This is a genomic window from Aeromicrobium jepli (assembly GCF_047246605.1).
GTDB lineage: Bacteria > Actinomycetota > Actinomycetes > Propionibacteriales > Nocardioidaceae > Aeromicrobium.
In genome coordinates this window covers 38,657-56,933 of record NZ_JBFOKO010000005.1, presented here as the reverse complement: position 1 = coordinate 56,933, position 18,277 = coordinate 38,657, and the positions used below count along the sequence as shown (strand labels likewise).

12 protein-coding genes and 1 pseudogene are annotated in these 18,277 nt (G+C 71.6%); 8 read left to right on the top strand and 5 right to left on the bottom strand.

Going from position 1 to position 18,277, the window contains the following annotated elements:
• Positions 1 to 44 precede the first annotated feature (44 nt).
• Positions 45 to 797: a hypothetical protein gene (locus AB3M81_RS11005; protein WP_412903960.1), complete on the top strand. Its 753-nt coding sequence runs from the start codon at positions 45 to 47 to the stop codon at positions 795 to 797.
• Between the two features lie 3 nt (positions 798 to 800).
• The gene (locus AB3M81_RS11000; protein WP_412903959.1) at positions 801 to 1,958 is read left to right on the top strand and encodes a MalY/PatB family protein; all 1,158 of its coding nucleotides are present in this window, start codon (positions 801 to 803) and stop codon (positions 1,956 to 1,958) included.
• 6 nt (positions 1,959 to 1,964) lie between these two features.
• Here the strand turns inward: AB3M81_RS11000 and AB3M81_RS10995 are convergent, their stop codons facing one another.
• Together AB3M81_RS10995 and AB3M81_RS10990 are read right to left on the bottom strand one after the other, a co-directional pair.
• A complete protein-coding gene (locus AB3M81_RS10995) occupies positions 1,965 to 2,183 on the bottom strand; it encodes a hypothetical protein (protein WP_412903958.1) in 219 nt (72 codons plus the stop codon).
• Between the two features lie 53 nt (positions 2,184 to 2,236).
• Complete coding sequence (locus AB3M81_RS10990; protein ID WP_412903957.1) at positions 2,237 to 2,830, bottom strand: M15 family metallopeptidase; 594 nt, start codon at positions 2,828 to 2,830, stop codon at positions 2,237 to 2,239.
• 131 nt (positions 2,831 to 2,961) lie between these two features.
• On the opposite strand from AB3M81_RS10990, the gene AB3M81_RS10985 reads away from it, so the two are divergent.
• From AB3M81_RS10985 to AB3M81_RS10975, 3 genes and pseudogenes are all read left to right on the top strand, one after another.
• The gene (locus AB3M81_RS10985; RefSeq protein ID WP_412903956.1) at positions 2,962 to 3,657 is read left to right on the top strand and encodes a response regulator transcription factor; all 696 of its coding nucleotides are present in this window, start codon (positions 2,962 to 2,964) and stop codon (positions 3,655 to 3,657) included.
• Positions 3,650 to 4,270 (top strand): annotated as a pseudogene (locus tag AB3M81_RS10980) (HAMP domain-containing protein); the annotation flags it as partial. The gene AB3M81_RS10985 and the pseudogene AB3M81_RS10980, both read left to right, overlap by 8 nt.
• Positions 4,271 to 4,412: 142 nt before the next feature.
• Positions 4,413 to 4,739, top strand: a complete 327-nt coding sequence (locus AB3M81_RS10975) for an ATP-binding protein (RefSeq protein WP_412903955.1) — start codon at positions 4,413 to 4,415, stop codon at positions 4,737 to 4,739.
• 13 nt (positions 4,740 to 4,752) lie between these two features.
• On the opposite strand, the gene AB3M81_RS10970 is transcribed toward AB3M81_RS10975, so the two are convergent.
• Positions 4,753 to 6,123, bottom strand: coding sequence for a hypothetical protein (locus tag AB3M81_RS10970; RefSeq protein WP_412903954.1), 1,371 nt, complete (start codon positions 6,121 to 6,123; stop codon positions 4,753 to 4,755).
• 67 nt (positions 6,124 to 6,190) lie between these two features.
• Between AB3M81_RS10970 and AB3M81_RS10965 the strand changes: the two genes are divergently transcribed.
• The 3 genes from AB3M81_RS10965 (at position 6,191) to AB3M81_RS10955 (ending at position 14,804) form a co-directional block, all read left to right on the top strand.
• Positions 6,191 to 6,835, top strand: a complete 645-nt coding sequence (locus AB3M81_RS10965) for a DedA family protein (RefSeq protein WP_412903953.1) — start codon at positions 6,191 to 6,193, stop codon at positions 6,833 to 6,835.
• Between the two features lie 247 nt (positions 6,836 to 7,082).
• Complete coding sequence (locus AB3M81_RS10960; RefSeq protein WP_412903952.1) at positions 7,083 to 8,486, top strand: NAD-dependent succinate-semialdehyde dehydrogenase; 1,404 nt, start codon at positions 7,083 to 7,085, stop codon at positions 8,484 to 8,486.
• Between the two features lie 312 nt (positions 8,487 to 8,798).
• The gene (locus tag AB3M81_RS10955) at positions 8,799 to 14,804 is read left to right on the top strand and encodes an Ig-like domain-containing protein (protein ID WP_412903951.1); all 6,006 of its coding nucleotides are present in this window, start codon (positions 8,799 to 8,801) and stop codon (positions 14,802 to 14,804) included.
• An 85-nt stretch (positions 14,805 to 14,889) separates the two neighbouring features.
• On the opposite strand, the gene AB3M81_RS10950 is transcribed toward AB3M81_RS10955, so the two are convergent.
• Positions 14,890 to 16,239, bottom strand: a complete 1,350-nt coding sequence (locus AB3M81_RS10950; protein WP_412903950.1) for a hypothetical protein — start codon at positions 16,237 to 16,239, stop codon at positions 14,890 to 14,892.
• 61 nt (positions 16,240 to 16,300) lie between these two features.
• On the bottom strand, positions 16,301 to 18,277 hold the full coding sequence (locus AB3M81_RS10945) for an ABC transporter ATP-binding protein (RefSeq protein WP_412903949.1): 1,977 nt from the start codon (positions 18,275 to 18,277) through the stop codon (positions 16,301 to 16,303).

Below are 18,277 nucleotides of genomic sequence, written 5' to 3'. Positions count from 1 at the left end.
TCGCCGCCCTGCGAGGCCCGGGCGGCCCACCTAGCGTGGACGGCATGAGCCACACCGACGTGCACACCGACAAGCGCCTCGCGTGGGGCCTGCTGGTGGCGGCGGTCCTGCAGGCCGCCGCGCCGGTCGTGCAGGCCCTGTCCGACGTCGAGCAGCCGTCCGACGGCAGCGAGGACCTGCTCGTCACGCCGGCCGGCTGGGCCTTCTCGATCTGGAGCCTCATCTACGCCCTGGCGATCATCCACGCCGTCGTCACGGTGTGGCGCCACGACGGCGTCGGCAGCGGGCGCTTCGTCTGGGACCTCATCGCGCTCTATCTCGGTGCCGCCGTGTGGATCGCGGTGTCGGCCGCCGGGATCAGCTGGGCGACGTTCGTCGTGCTCGTCGTCATGACGTGGTTCGCGATCGACGCCGCCCGGATCGCGGCGTCCACGCGCCTGCGCGAGCCGCGGTGGATCGGCCACCTGGCACGCGCGACGAGCGGCATCTTCGCCGGCTGGGTCAGCGCCGCCGTCTTCCTCAACCTGGGCACCGGCGCGCTCGAGCTCGACCTCGTCAGCCCCTCGGACGAGACGTGGCAGGTGCTGCTGCTGGCCGGGGCCGCGATCTTCGCGCTCGGCGTCAACCTGCTGATGCCGCGCAGTCCGGGCTACGCCGCCGCGGCCATCTGGGCGCAGGTCGGCGTCATCGCCGCGGTCGCCGGCGAGTCGACCCCCCCGCTCATCGTGTCGATCGTCGCGATCGTGCTGCTGGTCCTCGAGACCGCGTTCCTGTGGAAGCGCGTCGTCGAGGACTGACGGGTGCTGGGGCAGACTGGCGCGGTGTTCGACCTCGACGACGACGCGCTGCGGGCGCGCGACAACCTCAAGTGGGCCACGACCGGGGCCGACGTCCTGCCGGCGTGGGTCGCCGACATGGACGTGCGCGTGCCCGACGTCGTGGTCCGGCGGGTCCGTGACCTGCTCGACGCCGGTGACATCGGCTACCGCGTCTTCGACGCCGCCCCCGACCTCCTGCTCGAGGCGTTCGAGGATCGCATGGCGCAGCGGTTCGGCTGGGCGCCGGAGCCCGGCCGCAGCCGCGCTATCACGGACGTCATCCAGGCGTTCCAGGTGCTCGTCGAGCTGCAGACCGCGCCCGGCGACGGCGTCGCCCTGCACGTCCCGGCGTACCCGCTGTTCCTCGAGTCGCTGGCGGCCGCGGGGCGACGCATCGTGCCGATCCCGATGGACGCCGACGCGGACGAGCTCGCCGGCCGGTGGCGGCGCGAGAACGTCCGGCTCGTCGTCGTGGTCAACCCGCACAACCCGTCCGGCCACATGCTCACCGCCGACGAGCTGCGCCCGATCGCGGATGCCGCGGCCCTGTCCGACCTCACCGTCCTGTCCGACGAGATCCACGCCGACCTCGCGCTCGACGGCCGGCGGCACGTGCCGTTCGCGTCGCTCGGACCCGACGTCGAGGCGCGCACCGTCACCGTGACGTCGGCGTCGAAGGCGTTCAACCTCGCGGGCCTGCACTGCGCCCTCGCGCACATCGGCGACGCCCGCGTGCGTGCGCGGCTCGACGCGTTGCCGTTCGCGTTCCTCGGCGGCGTCAGCAGCGTGTCGCGCGTCGCCACCATCGCCGCCTGGACCGAGGGGGACGCCTGGCTCGACGACCTGGTCGCGCGGCTCGCCGAGAACCGGGACACGGTCACCCGGTGGGCCGGCTCGGTGGGCGCGGCGGTCGTGCCCGCCGAGGCCACCTATCTCGCGTGGCTCGACTTCGCGGGCACGCGCGTCGAGGCGGACCCCGCGGGCGCCTTTGCCCGGGCCGGAGTCCGCCTCTCGCCGGGAGTCGAGTTCACCGCGCACACGGCGCTGGAGTCCCCGACGTTCGCGCGGCTCAACTTCGGTACGAGCCCCGAGCGCCTCGCCCGGATCCTCGACCGGATGGGCGACGCGCTGCGCGACTGACCGCTCTCAGCGGCCGAGCACCTCGGCGGCGTCGACGGCGCCGTGACGATCCTGGATCGCGTCGGCGAGCTTGGTCACGCTCTCCTCGGACACCTCGATGCCCACCTCGGAGAAGCCCTTGCGCAGCTCGTCCTCGACCGTGCCCTCGGTGGCGCCGTCCTGCCAGGAGGTGACGCGGTCGACGACGGCTTGGACGGCTTCGAGATCGATGTTCGTGTCAGTCATGCCCGGCACGTACCCGCTGCGGGCGGTCGCAACCGCCCGCGCTCCGACCGGACTCAGCGCCCCAGGTGCGAGGCGTCGGGGAGCATCTCGGGACAGCTGCCTCCCGGCTCGGCGGCGAGCTCGAAGTGCCACCGCTCGTTGGCGTACGTCTGACAGAGCCCGTAGGCGGCTCCGTGCTCCATGAGCCAGAGCTGGGCGTCGAGCGGTCCCACATCGACCGCCTTCCCCGTCAGATGGGTCGACAGCTCCGGTGGCGCCACGAACTGCCGGGCGATCTCCTCGCTCCCGTACCGGGCTCGCGCCTCCTCGAAGAGCTGCGCCTGGTATCGCTCGCTCCGCCAGCCGGTGGTGACGTAGAGGGGCTGTCCCTCGAGCGCGGCATCGTTCGTCGCGGCTCGCAGTGCGGCGCGCAGCCGGGGCTCCAGCCCGGTCATCGCCGGATGGTCGGCGTTGACCGTGAGGAGCGCGCCCTCGGGAATGAGGCCGTCATCGCGACCCACCGGAGCGTCTCCGCCGGCGCTCGCGCGAACCTCCGCGAGACCGTCGTGGACCTTGGCGCCCACCGCTGAGCCGGGACCCAGGCTGGACACGAGAGCCGAGACGACGACGCCGCTGACGACGGCGACGAGGAGGACGACGCCGAGCATGCTGAGGAGGGGCCGTGATCCGCGACCGAGTGGGTGGAGGTGCATGCGTCCATCGCACCGGCCCTCGCGTCGCGAGAGCGTATCGAGATTCCGATACGTCGGCGATATGCACCGGTACGTATCGTCGCGGTATGCGCGTGCTGATCGTCGAGGACGAGGTGTTCCTGGCCGAGGCCGTCCGCGACGGTCTGCGCCTCGAGTCGATCGCGGCGGACATCGCGCACGACGGCGACGCGGCACTCGCCCAGCTCGCGGTGAACGACTACGACGTGATCGTCCTTGATCGCGACATCCCCGGGCCCAGCGGCGACGAGGTCGCGCGGGTCGTGTCCGCCCGGCCGACGGGCCCCAGGATCATCATGGTCACGGCGGCCGGACGACTCCAGGACAAGGAGACGGGCTTCCACCACGGGGCGGACGACTACCTCCCCAAGCCCTTCAGCATGCGCGAGCTCGTGCTGCGGCTGCGCGCGCTCGAGCGCAGGCCTCGCGCGTCCCGGCCTCCGGTCGTGGGCGCCTTCGGCCTGCAGCTGGACCCCTTCCGCCGCGAAGTCCATCGCGACGACCGGTACATCGCGCTGACCCGCAAGCAGTTCGCGGTGCTGCAGGTGCTGGTCACCGCCGAGGGCGGTGTCGTGAGCGCGGAGGAGCTGCTCGAACGTGCGTGGGACGAGAACGCGGATCCCTTCACGAACGCCGTGCGCATCACGATCTCGACGCTGCGCAAGCGGCTCGGCGAGCCCTGGCTGATCCAGACCGTGCCCGGTGTCGGATATCGATTCGGTGAGGCGTCACGCGAGACCGAGGACGCCCGTCGCGATGGCTGACGCACAGCCCCGGAGCCGTCCTGCCGGCCTGTCCCTGCGATGGCAGCTGACGCTCAGCTACGCAGCGTTCGTCGTGGTCGTGGGGGTCGTCCTGTTCGCCGTCGGGCTGCTCCTGCTCAGGTTCGTCCCGGAGGGCAATCTCAGCGGGGGCGGCGAGCTCGGGTTCATTCCCGACCGCACGGACCTGCTGACCGTCTTCACGCGCTACGCCGTCGCCGGGCTCGTGTTCCTCGCGGCGTTCGGCGTGGGCGGCGGGTGGCTGCTGGCGGGGCGCATGCTGCGTGGCGTGGACCGGATCACCGCCGTCGCCGAGCGGGTGCGGGCCGGTGACCTCGGACAGCGCATCGACTGGCCCGGCCGGTCGAACGAGCTGTCGGACCTGGCGGACACCTTCGATGCGATGTTGGCGCGGATCGAGTCCGCGATCGACGAGCAGCGTCGCTTCGCCGCCAACGCCTCCCATGAGCTGCGCACGCCCAACGCGGTCATCCGGACCATCGTCGAGGTCGCTCGGGCGGACCCGGAGCGGGACGTCGACCGGGTGCTCGATCGCATCGAGGAGATGAACGAGCGGTCGATCATGGTGACCGAGGCGCTGCTCGACCTGGCACAGGCCGACCAGGGCGTCGAACGGAGGGAGTCGGTCGACCTCGCCGCTCTCGCGGCTGCGCGGGTGGGCGAGGTGGCAGACGCTTCTGGACGTCATCCGGCACTTGGCGCCCGCCACCGTGTCAGGGGATCCGGTGCTGCTCTCCATGCTCGTCGCGAACCTCGTGCAGAACGCCGCGGTCCACAATCACCCCGACGGCTGGATCTCCGTCGCCACGCGCACAGACGGCGGAGACGTGGTTCTCGAGGTCGGCAACACGGGCCCGGCCGTCGACGACGCGGTCGTCGCGACGCTCACGGAGCCCTTTCTCCGTGCGGCCGGACGTGCCCGATCCGGTGACGGCTCGCATGCGGGCGCGGGGCTGGGGCTCGCCATCGTCGCGTCGATCGTCCGGGCGCACGGCGGCCGTCTCGATCTGAGCCCGCGTCGCGACGGTGGGCTCACGGTCCGGGTCCGACTCGCGGCGGCGTAGTCCCGGCCCCGCGTCACTGGTACGTGATGAGCTGCGGCCGCGGGCGGACCTGCCGCCACGTCTGCGCGACGTCCAGCATCGGCTCGTCCTCGTCGACGAAGTTCTTCCAGCCCCAGCCCACCCCGGCGGGCGCGTCCTGCCGGATCGTGCGCCACGTGCCGAACTTGGCGCCCGGACTGCCCTGGCCGTCGACGTGGATGATCGTCGAGAGCTCGGGGTGGTCGGTCCGGACGCGCTTTCGATGGCGGATCATCTGCGTCTGGAACTGGTGCAGCACGAAGACCTTCTGCGGCAGCGCGTGCTTGCGGGTCAGGGCGGCGAGCCAGGCCGACGTGCGGTTGATCTCGGCCGCGTCGACGTGGCCGATGCGCTCGAGCGGCTTGCCCTTCGGGCCGAGCTTCCACTCCGGGTCGAGCGCGAGGCCGACGTGCGGCCGGCGCAGCAGCGACTCGTACTCCCTCGCCTGCGCCGGGAACGAGCCGCGTCCCGGCTGCAGGTCCAGGATCACGACGACACCCGCCTTCTCTGCGGCGTCGACGAGCGGCTCGAGGTCGCTGACCTTCGTGCGCGCGGAGTAGTCGCCGTGCGGGCCCTTGCCGGCGGACGCGACGGTCGTGATGATCTCGAAGGCCGGCACGAACGTCGCGTCCGGCGCGACGCGGCGGTACTTGCGCACGAGCTCCCGGACGCGGGCGACCGACGCCTCGACCCCCTGCTCGCCGAGGACGCCGAGCGCGGGCCCGGACGGGTGCCCGTACATCGCCAGGAGGTGCTTGCCGCGCGTGGCGAACCAGCCGCCGCCGACGGCCTGCGCGTTCTCGCGCACGACCCGGACGGCGTAGCCCGACGCCCCGAGGGTGAGCAGGGCGGAGTCGGCGCCGCGACGCAGCCGCTGGGCGGACGTCCGGTCGTGGCGGGGGTCGGCGGCGATCCGCATCAGGTTGGCGTCGCCGATCGCGGCCAGGTGCAGCAGGGCGCCGGACGGCCTCCCGGTCACCGCGATCGTGACGCTCGCGTCGCGCTCGACGGGCTCGGCGGAGTCGCCCGGCTGCTCGTCGGCACCCAGGACGCGCGCCCCGAGCCGCTGCGCCTCGGCCCGGCCGGCCTCGGTGGCGGGCAGCACGGGGACGCCGGCGTCGCGCGCCCGGTCGATCGCGGCGTCGGCGTCCTGCTCGGGCAGCAGCACGACGGCCGAGGCGCGGTCGAACAGGAAGCGCGAGGCCGCCACCAGGTCGTCGGCCTGCGCGACGGTGAGACCCTCGGGCGCGGCCGGCGTGAGGGACTCGGCGTCGGGGGAGTCGTCGTTCTGGCACGCGGTGAGCAGCGCCGTCAGCAGGACGGTCGCGCCCACGGCGGCGAGGAGCCTGCGGAACGGATGCACCATCGCGACGCTACCCCGTCCGCGAAGAGCGACGACAGGCTGCGGGGCCCTCGTTATGCTCTGCCGGGTGATGACTCAGGCGGGGGCCGACCAGCAGATCGACGGGCTGGCGGGCTTCATGGTCGACCTGATGGACCGCCTGGGCCTGTTCGGCGCCGCGATCGCGGTCGGCCTGGACAACCTCTTCCCGCCCATCCCCAGCGAGATCGTCCTGCCGATGGCCGGCCTGGCCGCCAGCCAGGGCCGCTTCTCGCTCGCCGGCGCCCTGTTCGCCACGACCGCCGGCTCCGTCATCGGCGCCTGCATCATGTACTGGCTCGGGCGCCTGTTCGGCCGCGACCGCACCGAGTGGGTCTTCGCCAAGACGCCGCTGCTCAAGATCAGCGACCTCGAGCGCACCGAGGCCTGGTTCGCCAAGCACGGCACGAAGGCGATCTTCTTCGGCCGCATGGTGCCGATCTTCCGCAGCCTCATCTCGATCCCGGCGGGCGTCGAGCGCATGTCGTTCGGGGTCTTCCTCGTGCTGACCACGCTCGGCAGCCTCATCTGGAACTCGGTCTTCGTCGGCGCCGGCTACACGCTGGGGGAGAACTGGCACGTCATCGAGCCGTGGGCGGACTGGTTCCAGCGCCTCGTGATCCTCGCCGTCGTCGTGGTCTGCGGCTGGTTCGTCGTCTCGCGCGTGCGCGAGCTGCGCGACCCGCGTGAGAGCTGACAGTTTCCCCGGTTAAGCAGGTTTCCTGTCACTGAACGAGGGTTGCGATCCCCTGGAAGTGACAGGAAACCTCGCGAGGTCGCGGCCGCGGCGACTGAACGAGGCTTTCTCCCACTTCACGGGGATCGCAACCCTCGTGAAGTGCGAGAGAACCTACTTAACCGGGGAAACCGTCACCGGACGAGGTTCGCCGGCCGGGCGGTCTTCCAGAAGGAGGAGTCCCCGGGTCGGTAGTAGCGTCGAGGACATGGCGAACCAGCTCTTCATCGCAGGTCAGTGGCGCGACGCCGAGAACGGCGCGACGTTCGAGGTCGAGAACCCGGCGACGGGCGAGGTCCTGGCGACGGTGGCCGACGCCTCGGTCGCCGACGGCAAGGCCGCCCTCGACGCCGCGGTCGCCGCGCAGGCCGACTGGGCGCGCACGGCCCCGCGTGACCGTGGCGAGATCCTGCGCCGCGCGTTCGAGCTCATCACCGAGCGCGCCGACGAGCTGGCCGAGCAGATGACCGCCGAGATGGGCAAGCCGATCAGCGAGTCCAAGGCCGAGATCGCCTACGGCGCCGAGTTCTTCCGCTGGTTCGCCGAGGAGGCCGTGCGCATCAACGGCCGCTACGCCGTCTCGCCGAACGGCGCCACGCGCCTGCTGACGCTCAAGCAGCCCGTCGGCCCGTGCCTCATGATCACGCCGTGGAACTTCCCCCTCGCGATGGGCACGCGCAAGATCGGCCCCGCGATCGCCGCCGGCTGCACGATGGTCGTGAAGCCCGCCTCGCTCACGCCGCTGACGATGCTGAGCCTCGCCGAGATCCTCACCGAGGCCGGCCTGCCCGACGGCGTGCTGAACATCGTGACGACGAAGAGCACGGGCGAGGTGATGGAGCCGATCATCCGCGACCCGCGCCTGCGCAAGCTGACGTTCACCGGCTCGACCGAGGTGGGCCGTTCGCTCATCGAGCAGTCGGCGCAGGGCGTCCTCAAGGTCTCGATGGAGCTGGGCGGCAACGCGCCCTTCCTCGTCTTCGCCGACGCCGACCTCGACAAGGCGGTCGACGGCGCGATCCTGGCGAAGATGCGCAACCTCGGCGAGGCGTGCACCGCGGCCAACCGCTTCATCGTGCACGAGTCGCTGGCCGAGGAGTTCAGCAAGCGCCTCGCCGAGAAGATGGCGTCCGACGAGGTCCCGACCGGCCCGCTCGTCGAGGCCAAGCAGCGCGACAAGGTCGCCGAGCTGGTCGACGACGCGAAGCAGCACGGCGCGACGGTGCTGACCGGAGGCGAGGTCCCCGAGGGCGCGGGCTACTTCTACCCGCCGACCGTGCTGACGGACGTGTCGAAGGAGGCGCGCGTGTGGCGTGAGGAGATCTTCGGCCCGGTCGCGCCCATCTTCACGTTCAGCGACGACGACGAGGCCATCGCGATGGCCAACGACACCGAGTTCGGCCTCGTCGCCTACGCGTTCACCGAGAGCTACCACCGCGCCATCAAGGTCTACGAGGGACTCGACACCGGCATGGTCGGGATCAACCAGGGCGTCGTGTCGAACCCGGCCGCCCCGTTCGGCGGCCAGAAGGCGTCCGGGTTCGGTCGCGAGGGCGGCGACGAGGGCATCGAGGAGTACCTCGAGACGAAGTACGTCGGCCTCGCCCTCTAGCGACCGCCGTCGTTGTCGCTGCGGCGGATGATCCTCCGCATGCCTCACGAGTCTCGTGTGGCGCCCGTCATGACACTTTGGTTCCCCCTGCGTAGTTCTTTGCGACCGTTTGAGGATGGTCTTGCCCGAACGGGCCCAGAAAGCGTCACCAGCACCTCCTGTCACAGGTAGCGTCACCGGCGAGCGGGTGACGAGGGAGTCGGATCCGCTCCCTCGGGGCCGCGGCAATGACGGTCCAGGTCGCGCCGGACGGTGCGATCCCGCGCCTTCCTGCGCGCTGTGCGTCTCCCGCTCGAGAGGTCTCGTAATTCCATGGCGTTCCGCCTGCGCAGCCGACTGCTCACCTGCGCGTCAGCCTTCCTGCTGATCGCGCTCAGCCTCGCCGGAACCATGACGGTCCTGGCGCCGGCCCCAGCCGCCGAGGCGGCCCCGGCGCCGGCGTTCGACTGCACGGTCCCGCGCTTCTTCGCCCAGGCCGAGGAGCCGGTCGGCACCGTCAAGCTCAACTCGGGCTCGTACACGACGACGGGCGGCTCGCAGTGGACCCAGATCGGGTCGAACTTCACCGGCCAGAACGTGTTCAACGCGCTGGCGTTCAACCCGACCGACGAGTACCTCTACGGCACGTTCTACGGCCAGACGTCGGGCAACGTCCGTGGCTCGTTCGCGCGTATCAGTCGCTCGGGCGTCGTGACGCCGCTGGGTGACGCCACCACGGCGCTGGGTGCCCCCCCGAACCTGCTGTGGGACAGCGGCGAGTTCGACGCTGACGGCAACTACTACGTCGCCAACGGTTACGCCGGCACGACGACGATCCACAAGGTCGCCGGACTGAAGGGGGTCACGAGCGCCACGAGCACCCCGCGCCCGACGCGAACGACGATCACGCTGTCGAGCAGCATCCGCTTCGCCGACCTGACCTTCCTCAAGGGCTACCTGTGGGCCGCGAACTACGGCCAGTCCTCCACGCTCTACCGGATCAACCCGACCACGGGTGCGGTCACGACCTTCGCCGTGCCCGCCGACGTCATGCCGACCAACTCCTACGGCTCGGCATTCACGATGACGAACGGCAACCTCGCCCTCATCGCGACCAACGGCTTCATGTACCAGATCGCGATCCGGGGCGCGGATCAGGCGTCGCCGACGTTCGAGCTGATCAGCCGCGTGACCGCGCCGGCGAACCAGCGCAGCGACGCGACGAACTGCTCGACCGCGCTGCCGTCCAAGCTGAGCGTGACGAAGACCGGCCCGGCCACGGTCGTCGTGGGCAACCCCATCTCGTGGCGCGTCGTCGTGAAGAACGAGGGCCCGGGCAACACGTCGGGCTTCGTCCTGAACGACGTCCTCCCGAACAACCTCGGCGACCTCTCGGTCACCAGCACCGACACGTCGTGCGTCGTGACCGGCACGACGCAGAAGGTCGCGACCTGCAACGGCGGCTACCTCGAGGTCGGCCAGGAGGCCGTCGTCACCGTCCGCGCCACGGCGCCCTCGACCCCGGGCCCGCTGATCAACAAGGCCTACGCGATCGGCAACGAGGACCCGGACCCCGCGCCGCCGGTCTCGGCCGAGACGCAGGTCGTCATCGCGACGCAGGTCGACGTCCCGGCCACGGTCACCGACACCTCGAACGGCACCTACGACCGCACCTCGGCGAAGGGCGGCACGGTCGCCTACGCCGGCGGCCGCTACACCTACACCCCTCCGGCCGGCTACTCCGGACCCGACTCCTTCACCTACCGGACCTCGGACGGCACGCTCGTGACCGTCATCATCAACGTCACGCCCGAGGCGGACCCGGACAGCCGGTCCACGACCGTCGGCACCCCGGTGACGATCACGGCGGACGCCCTCGAGGCGCTCGGCCAGGGCTCGGACCTCACCCTCGTCGGCGTGGGCGGCGCCCATAACGGCACCGTGAGCCTCGACCAGGGCGTCGTGACCTTCCGCCCGGCCGCCGGGTTCTCCGGCGCCGGCAGCTTCACGTACACGCTGCGCGACGCCTCCGGCCAGGACGTCACCCAGACGATCACCGTCACCGTCGCGAACGTCTTCAGCGACGGGAGCGCGGTCGAGGACGGCGTCACGACGCCGCAGAACACGGCGAAGCGGATCCCGCTGGCCGACGTGGCCTCCGCGTCCGGTCGCCCGCTCGACCCGGCGCGCGTGACGATCACGGGTGCGCCCGCGCACGGTGCCGTCTCGGTGAACCCGACGACGGGCGAGCTGACCTACACGCCCACCACGGGCTACATCGGCGACGACGAGTTCGAGGTGCGGGCCTGCGACACGTCGGACCCGGTTCAGTGCACCACCGTCACGATCTCCGTCACGGTGACCCCGAACGTCGTCACCGCCGATGACGACTCGGACACGACGCCGGTGGAGACGCCGGTCACGATCAACGTGCGGTCCAACGACGACAGCGAGTCGGGCCAGTCGCTCGCGGCGCCCACCGTGGTCAGCGCCCCGGCACACGGCTCGACCCGGGTGGAGTCCGACGGCCGGATCACCTACACGCCGGCCGACGGCTTCTCGGGCGTGGACACGTTCGAGTACCGCGTCTGCGACACGTCGACCCCCACGGCGATCTGCGACACCGCCACGGTGACCGTCACGGTGACCAACGTCTTCGCCGAGGAGACCGCGGCCGAGGACGGCGTCACGACGCGCCAGAACACGCCGAAGGACATCCCGCTCGACGACGTGGTCTCCGCGACCGGCAAGCCGCTCGACCCGACCAAGGTCACGGTCGCGGGCGAGCCGGCCCACGGCGAGGTCACGGTCGACCCGGCCACGGGCGAGCTGACCTACACGCCGGACGCCGGCTACGTCGGCGCCGACGAGTTCGAGGTGCGCGTGTGCGACACCTCGAACCCCTCGCAGTGCACCACGGTGACGATCTCCGTCACGGTCACCGCCAACACGGTGACCGGCGTCGATGACGCGGCCACGACGACGGTCGAGACGCCGCGCACGATCAACGTCCGCGCCAACGACACCAGCGCCTCGGGCCAGCCGTTCGCGGCGCCCACGGTCACGACCGCCCCGGCCCACGGCTCGGCCGTGGTCGAGTCGGACGGCCGGATCACCTACACGCCGGCCGACGGCTTCTCGGGCGTGGACACGTTCGAGTACCGCGTCTGCGACACCACGACGCCGACCGCCGCCTGTGACACCGCCACGGTGACCGTCACGGTGACGAACGTCTTCGTCGAGGAGACCGCCGTCGAGGACGGCGCGACCACGCCGCAGAACACCGCCAAGGACATCCCGCTCGACGACGTCGTGTCGGCGACGGGCCGCCCCCTGGACCCGACGAAGGTCACCGTCCCCGGCGCCCCGGCGCACGGTGACGTGTCGGTCGACCCGTCCACGGGCGAGCTGACGTACACGCCGGACCCGGGCTACTCGGGCACCGACGAGTTCGACGTCCGCGTGTGCGACACCTCGAACCCCTCGCAGTGCACCACGGTGACGATCTCCGTGACCGTCGGCGCGAACACGGTGACGGCCGGCGACGACATCGCGACCACCCCGGTCGGCACCGCCGTGCCGGTGCTGGTGCACCAGAACGACACGTCGGCGTCGGGCCAGGCGCTCGCGGTGCCGTCCGTGACCTCGCAGCCGGAGCACGGCACGACGTCCGTCACGATCGACGGGCGCATCGTCTACACGCCGGCCGCGGGCTTCTCGGGCGTGGACACGTTCGAGTACCGCGTGTGCGACACCTCCACGCCGACCGCCGTGTGCGACAGCGCCTCGGTCACGGTCACCGTCACGAACGTGTTCGCGGGCGAGAGCGTTGTCGAGGACGGCGTGGCCACGCCGCAGAACACCGCCAAGGACATCGAGCTGGCCGAGGTCGTCTCCGCGACCGGCAAGCCGCTCGACCCGACCAAGGTCGACGTCGCGGAGGAGCCGGCCCACGGCGAGGTCACGGTCGACCCGGCCACGGGCGAGCTGACCTACACGCCGGACCCGGGCTACTCCGGTGACGACGAGTTCGAGGTTCGCGTGTGCGACACCTCGAGCCCGGTGCAGTGCACCACGGTGACGATCTCGGTCACGGTGGGCGCGAACACGGTCACGGCGGACGACGACACCGCCACGACGACGGTCGAGACGCCGCGCACGATCGACGTCCGCGGCAACGACGACAGCGAGTCGGGCCAGTCGCTCGCGGCCCCGACCGTGATCACCGCGCCGGCCCACGGCTCGACCGTGGTGGAGTCGGACGGCCGGATCACGTACACGCCAACGGACGGCTTCTCGGGCGTGGACACGTTCGAGTACCGCGTGTGCGACACCTCGACGCCGACCGCCGTGTGCGACACCGCCACGGTCACGGTGACCGTCGACAACGTCTTCTCCGACGAGACCGCGGTCGAGGACGGCGTCGCGACGCCGCACAACACGGCCGCGACGATCGCCCTGGAGGACGTCGTCTCGAGCGCCGGCCGTCCGCTGGACCCGACGCGCGTGACCGTCCTCGAGGGTCCCTCGCACGGGACCGTCACGGTCGACCCCGCCACGGGCGAGCTGACCTACACGCCGGTCGCCGGCTACACCGGTGACGACGAGTTCGACGTGCGTGTGTGCGACACCTCGAGCCCGGTGCAGTGCACCACGGTGACGATCTCGGTCACGGTGGGCGCGAACACGGTCACGGCGGACGACGACACCGCCACGACGACGGTCGAGACGCCGCGGACGATCGACGTCCGCGGCAACGACGACAGCGAGTCGGGCCAGTCGCTCGCGGCCCCGACCGTGACCACGGCGCCGGCCCACGGCTCGACCCGGGTGGAGTCGGACGGCCGGATCACCTACACGCCGGACGCGGGCTTCTCGGGCGTGGACACGTTCGAGTACCGCGTGTGCGACACGTCCACGCCGACCGCCGTGTGCGACACGGCCACGGTGACCGTCACGGTCGACAACGTCTTCTCCGACGAGACCGCGGTCGAGGACGGCGTCGCGACGCCGCAGAACACGCCGAAGGACATTCCGCTCGACGACGTCGTGAACCCGTCGGGCAAGCCGCTCGACCCGACGACGGTCACGGTCCCCGGGGCTCCCGCGCACGGTGACGTGACGGTCGACCCGGCCACGGGCGAGCTGACCTACACGCCGGACCCGGGCTACTCGGGCACCGACGAGTTCGACGTCCGCGTCTGCGACACCTCGGTCCCGGCCCAGTGCACCACCGTCACGATCGTGGTCGAGGTGTCCGAGAACGCGGTCGCTGCAGCGAACGACTCGGCCACGACGACGCTCGCCACCGAGGTGCTCGTCGATGTGAGGGACAACGACGACTCGGCCTCCGGCCAGGCGCTCGCGGACCCGGTGGTCGTCACGGCGCCGGCCCACGGCGACACGCGCATCGAGGCCGACGGTCGCATCGCCTACACGCCGGACGCGGGCTTCTCGGGCGTGGACACGTTCGAGTACCGCGTGTGCGACACGTCGACGCCCACGCCCGTCTGCGACACGGCCACGGTGACGGTCACGGTGTCCAACGCGTTCACGAGCGAGCCCGCGTCGGCCGACGGGGTCGAGACCGACCAGGACGCCGAGCTGACGGTCCCGTTGGCGGACATCGTGAGCGCCGCCGGCGCCGCCCTCGACCCGCAGTCGGTGGCGGTCGCCGGACGCCCGGCCCACGGCGACGTCACCGTCGACCCGCAGACCGGAGCCGTCACCTACACGCCGAACGACAGCTACTCCGGCAGCGATGCGTTCGACCTGCAGGTGTGCGACGCCTCGAGTCCGAGCCAGTGCCACACCCTCACGGTTCCGGTGACCGTCCGCGTGAACGCGGTCACGACGGGTGACGACACCGCCACGACGCGCACGGGACGTCCCGTCGTCATCGCGGTCGAGGACAACGACACGAGCCGGACGGGTCGCCCGCTCACCGCCGCGCGCATCACGGTGCAGCCCGAGCACGGCACGGTGGTCGTCCTGGCGGACGGCACGCTGCGCTACACGCCCGCTCGGGGCTTCGTCGGCACGGACTCGTTCCAGTACGAGCGCTGCGACGACTCCACCCCCACGCCGGTCTGCGACACCGCCGCCGTCACGGTGGACGTCACGGCCGACCCCGTCGTGGACGGGGGTGGCGACTCGGCCACCGACGGCCGGGACGACACGCGCGACGACGACGGTGACGGCCGGGCCGACGCCGGCCGGGACGCGCTGCCGGACGCGGGCGGGCCGGCTGTGGTGATCGGCGCCCTGGGCGTGCTCGCGCTCGGCGCGGGCGCCGCCCTGGTCGGCGCGGCCCGACGCCGCCGCGACGACGCGGCCTGACCCCGGACCCGGAAGCGCCGGGCCGGGTGAGTCACCGTGACTCACCCGGCCGGGCGCCGTGGTGTCCCAGGACGACCCTCCCGGGTCAGCGGCGGCTGCGCATCGGCGCCGCACCGCCGGTGTCGGTCGCGCTGACCCGCCGGGTGAACTCGGCGAGCGTCTCCTGCGGGCCCGGGCGCAGCACCGTGAGGTCGATCTCGATGCCGAGGTCGTCGTAGCGCGCGTGGCCCTCGACCGCGCGGTCGGGCTCGAGCAGGGGACCGACGAAGGTCCACGTGTCGAGCCGCGCGAGCTCGTACTCGTCCTCCCAGCCCTCCTCGTGGGCGCGCGACTCGAGCCGGCGCGCCAGCAGGAACATGAGGTCGTCGGGGCGCCGGTCGGAGCGCGGTTGCGCGACGAACCGCAGGATCGGGGTGCCGGCCTCGACGGCCTGCTCCAGCAGCTCGAGCGCCGCCTTGCGGCCGAGGGTCTGCGTGGCCGGGTCGTGACCCTTGAGCGAGCCCGAGACGGTGGGGAACGACGAGCTCTCCACCGACGAGCGCGTCGGCCGGAACATCAGGACCTGGTCGCTGTTGAGGCGCAGCGGGTCGACCTCGTGGACCGACAGCGCCATGCGCAGCGTGCCGTGCTCGATCTCGACGTCCACGGTGGCGCCGTCGATGAACGGCGGCAGCCTGAGGGTCCTCGCGAGGTCGAGGCCGCGCCGGGCCTGCGTGCCGTTGAGCTCGAGCAGGCTCGCCGCCGGGCCGTTCCAGTCCTGCAGGACGCCCTTGCGGTCGACGACGAAGATGAACACGCCGATCGTGTCGAGCAGCCGGTCGGCACGCGACGCCGAGCGGGACCACGCGCCGGCGTGCCGCGTGGTCCACGCCGCGAGCAGCGCGATCACCGCGGCCGCCAGCGAGGTGAGCGCGGGCAGCACGACCTGGAACGTCACGAGCAGCAGCGCCGAGGCCTCGGTGGCGGCGACGAACCGGCGGACGTGCCGCGACTGGTCGTGCTGGCGCACGCTCAGCACGAGGATGCCGCCGCCCAGGAAGCCGAAGCTGTAGGCGAGGTGGGCGACGAAGACCGGGCTCTCGTCGTACACCTCGCCGGTGGTGATGCCGACGGCCGGCAGCATGCCGACGAACACGAGCGTGGTGAACCAGACCATCGCGATCCACATCCACGCCGGCACGCGCCATCGCCCGTGGACCAGGCGCCGGCACATGACGAAGAACGCGACCGAGGAGACCTCGACCGAGAGGATGCTCAACGCGGCCAGCGTGCTGGGGTCGGAGTCGTCCGGCCCGCGGAGGACGCGGGTGAGGTTCCAGCCCGCCGTGGACAGCAGCAGGACCACCGCCGGGACCGAGATGGCCGGGCGCTGGTGGCGGACCGTCGCGATCGCCAGCACCAGCAGTGCCGAGACGCACAGGTAGGCGACGGTCATGGCGCGATTGTGGCAGTCCTCGCGGGCGACGGCCATCACATTCTTGCGTGGGTCACCCGGCTCAGAGCGAGATGTCGGCGCGCAGCGAGCGCGCCGTGGCGTTCGCCTGCGGCGATTCCAGCGATTGTGGGCGCACCGAGAACTGCTCGCGGTACAGCCGCGCGTAGAGGCCGTCCTCGTCGTCGACGAGCTCGTGGTGCGTGCCGCTCTCGACGACGCGCCCGTCGACGAGGCCGAAGATCACGTCGGCGTTCTGGATCGTGCTGAGCCGGTGGGCGATCGCGAGCGTCGTGCGGCCGCTCGTCGCGCGCTCCAGCGCCTCCTGCACGAGCCGCTCGGTCTCGTTGTCGAGGGCGCTCGTGGCCTCGTCGAGAATGAGGATGCGCGGGTTCTTCAGCAGCACGCGCGCGATCGCGATGCGCTGCTTCTCGCCACCGGAGAGCCGGTAGCCGCGCTCGCCGGTGACGGTCTCGTAGCCGTCCGGGAAGCCCATGATCCGGTCGTGGATGTTGGCGTCCTTCGCGGCCGCCACGATCTCGTCGGGGGTGGCGCCGGGGCGGGCGTAGGCGATGTTCTCGCGGATCGTGCCGTGGAACAGGTACGGCTCCTGCGTCACCATGCCGACGCAGTCCGCCAGCGAGGACAGCGAGATGTCGCGCACGTCGATCCCGTCGATCAGCACCTGGCCGCGGTCCACGTCGTAGAAGCGCGGGACGAGGTACGTCGCGGTGGTCTTCCCCGAGCCCGACGGGCCGACGATCGCGGCCAGCTGGCCGCCCTCGATCGTGAACGACAGGGCCGACAGCGCCCACGCGTCGTCGGTCGCGGTGGACGCGGCGTCGATCGGGCCGGTCGACTCCTCGAACCGCTCCTTCGGGCCCTGGCCGGTCAGCGAGCGCGGCTCGGGGTAGCGGAACCACACGTCGCGGAACTCGATGCGACCGTTCAGCCGGGCCGGGTCGACCTCGCGCGCGCCGGGCCGGTCGACGATCGCCGGGACGAGGTCGAGGTACTCGAAGATGCGGCGGAACAGCGCGAGCGAGGTCTGCACGTCGAGCGAGACCCGCATGAGCTGCAGCAGCGGCATCTGCAGGCGCGCCTGCACGGTCGTGAACGCGACGAGCGTGCCGGCGGTCAGCGACTCCTCGCCACCGGGCAGTCGGCCCGCGATGATGAAGCCCGCGACCAGGTAGATGATCGCCGGGGTGATCGCGAAGAAGGTCTGCACCGTCGCGAAGAACAGCCGGCCCGTCATGGCCTGCTCGACCTGCAGCCGGGTCTGCTCGAGGTTCGCCCGGCGGTAGCGCTCGGCCTCGGACTCGCTGCGGTTGAAGACCTTCGCCAGCAGGATCCCCGAGACGCTCAGCGACTCCTCGGTGATCGCGGTCATCTCCGACAGGCTCTCCTGCGTGCGCCGCGCGAGCTGCTGGCGGCGGCGGCCCACCTTGAGCTGCAGCCACACGAACAGCGGCATGAGGATCACGGTGAGGATCGTCAGCTCCCACGACAGGATCACCATCGACACGAACGCCGCGGTCACCGTGACGGTGTTCTGCAGGATCGACGTGGCGGTGTCGGTCAGGACGGTGCGGACGCCCGCGACGTCGTTGGCGAGTCGCGACTGGATGGCGCCGGTCTTCGTGGTGGTGAAGAACGCCAGCTCCATCTTCTGCAGGTGCGCGAAGAGCTCGCTGCGCAGGTCGGCCATCGCCGAGTTGCCGATCGTGGAGGTCAGCCAGTTCTGCGCGATGCTCAGGGTGGACGCCAGGATCGGCAGCAGGCACATGCCCGCGACGAGCCAGCCGAGCAGCCCCAGGTCGGGCCCGCCCTCGACGAACAGGGCGTCGTCGAACACCGCCTGGGTCAGGAACGGGACGATCGAGGTCAGGACCGCGGAGGCGATCACGACCACCCCGACGGTCGCCATCTTGCCGCGGTAGGGGCGCAGCAGCGTCGCGATGCGCCGCAGGACCGGGCGGTTGTCCGCGGCGATCTCGGCGTCGCTCAGGTGCGTGACGGTCGGCCCCGGGCGCGGCAC

What these genes read in the sequence shown, in the direction of transcription:
- AB3M81_RS11005 (WP_412903960.1), top strand. Translation starts at nt 45, where the DNA reads ATGAGCCACACCGACGTGCACACCGACAAGCGCCTCGCGTGGGGCCTG.
- AB3M81_RS10995 (WP_412903958.1), bottom strand. Translation starts at nt 2,183, where the DNA reads ATGACTGACACGAACATCGATCTCGAAGCCGTCCAAGCCGTCGTCGAC.
- AB3M81_RS10990 (WP_412903957.1), bottom strand. Translation starts at nt 2,830, where the DNA reads ATGCTCGGCGTCGTCCTCCTCGTCGCCGTCGTCAGCGGCGTCGTCGTC.
- AB3M81_RS10985 (WP_412903956.1), top strand. Translation starts at nt 2,962, where the DNA reads ATGCGCGTGCTGATCGTCGAGGACGAGGTGTTCCTGGCCGAGGCCGTC.
- AB3M81_RS10975 (WP_412903955.1), top strand. Translation starts at nt 4,413, where the DNA reads ATGCTCGTCGCGAACCTCGTGCAGAACGCCGCGGTCCACAATCACCCC.
- AB3M81_RS10970 (WP_412903954.1), bottom strand. Translation starts at nt 6,123, where the DNA reads ATGGTGCATCCGTTCCGCAGGCTCCTCGCCGCCGTGGGCGCGACCGTC.
- AB3M81_RS10965 (WP_412903953.1), top strand. Translation starts at nt 6,191, where the DNA reads ATGACTCAGGCGGGGGCCGACCAGCAGATCGACGGGCTGGCGGGCTTC.
- AB3M81_RS10960 (WP_412903952.1), top strand. Translation starts at nt 7,083, where the DNA reads ATGGCGAACCAGCTCTTCATCGCAGGTCAGTGGCGCGACGCCGAGAAC.
- AB3M81_RS10955 (WP_412903951.1), top strand. Translation starts at nt 8,799, where the DNA reads ATGGCGTTCCGCCTGCGCAGCCGACTGCTCACCTGCGCGTCAGCCTTC.
- AB3M81_RS10950 (WP_412903950.1), bottom strand. Translation starts at nt 16,239, where the DNA reads ATGACCGTCGCCTACCTGTGCGTCTCGGCACTGCTGGTGCTGGCGATC.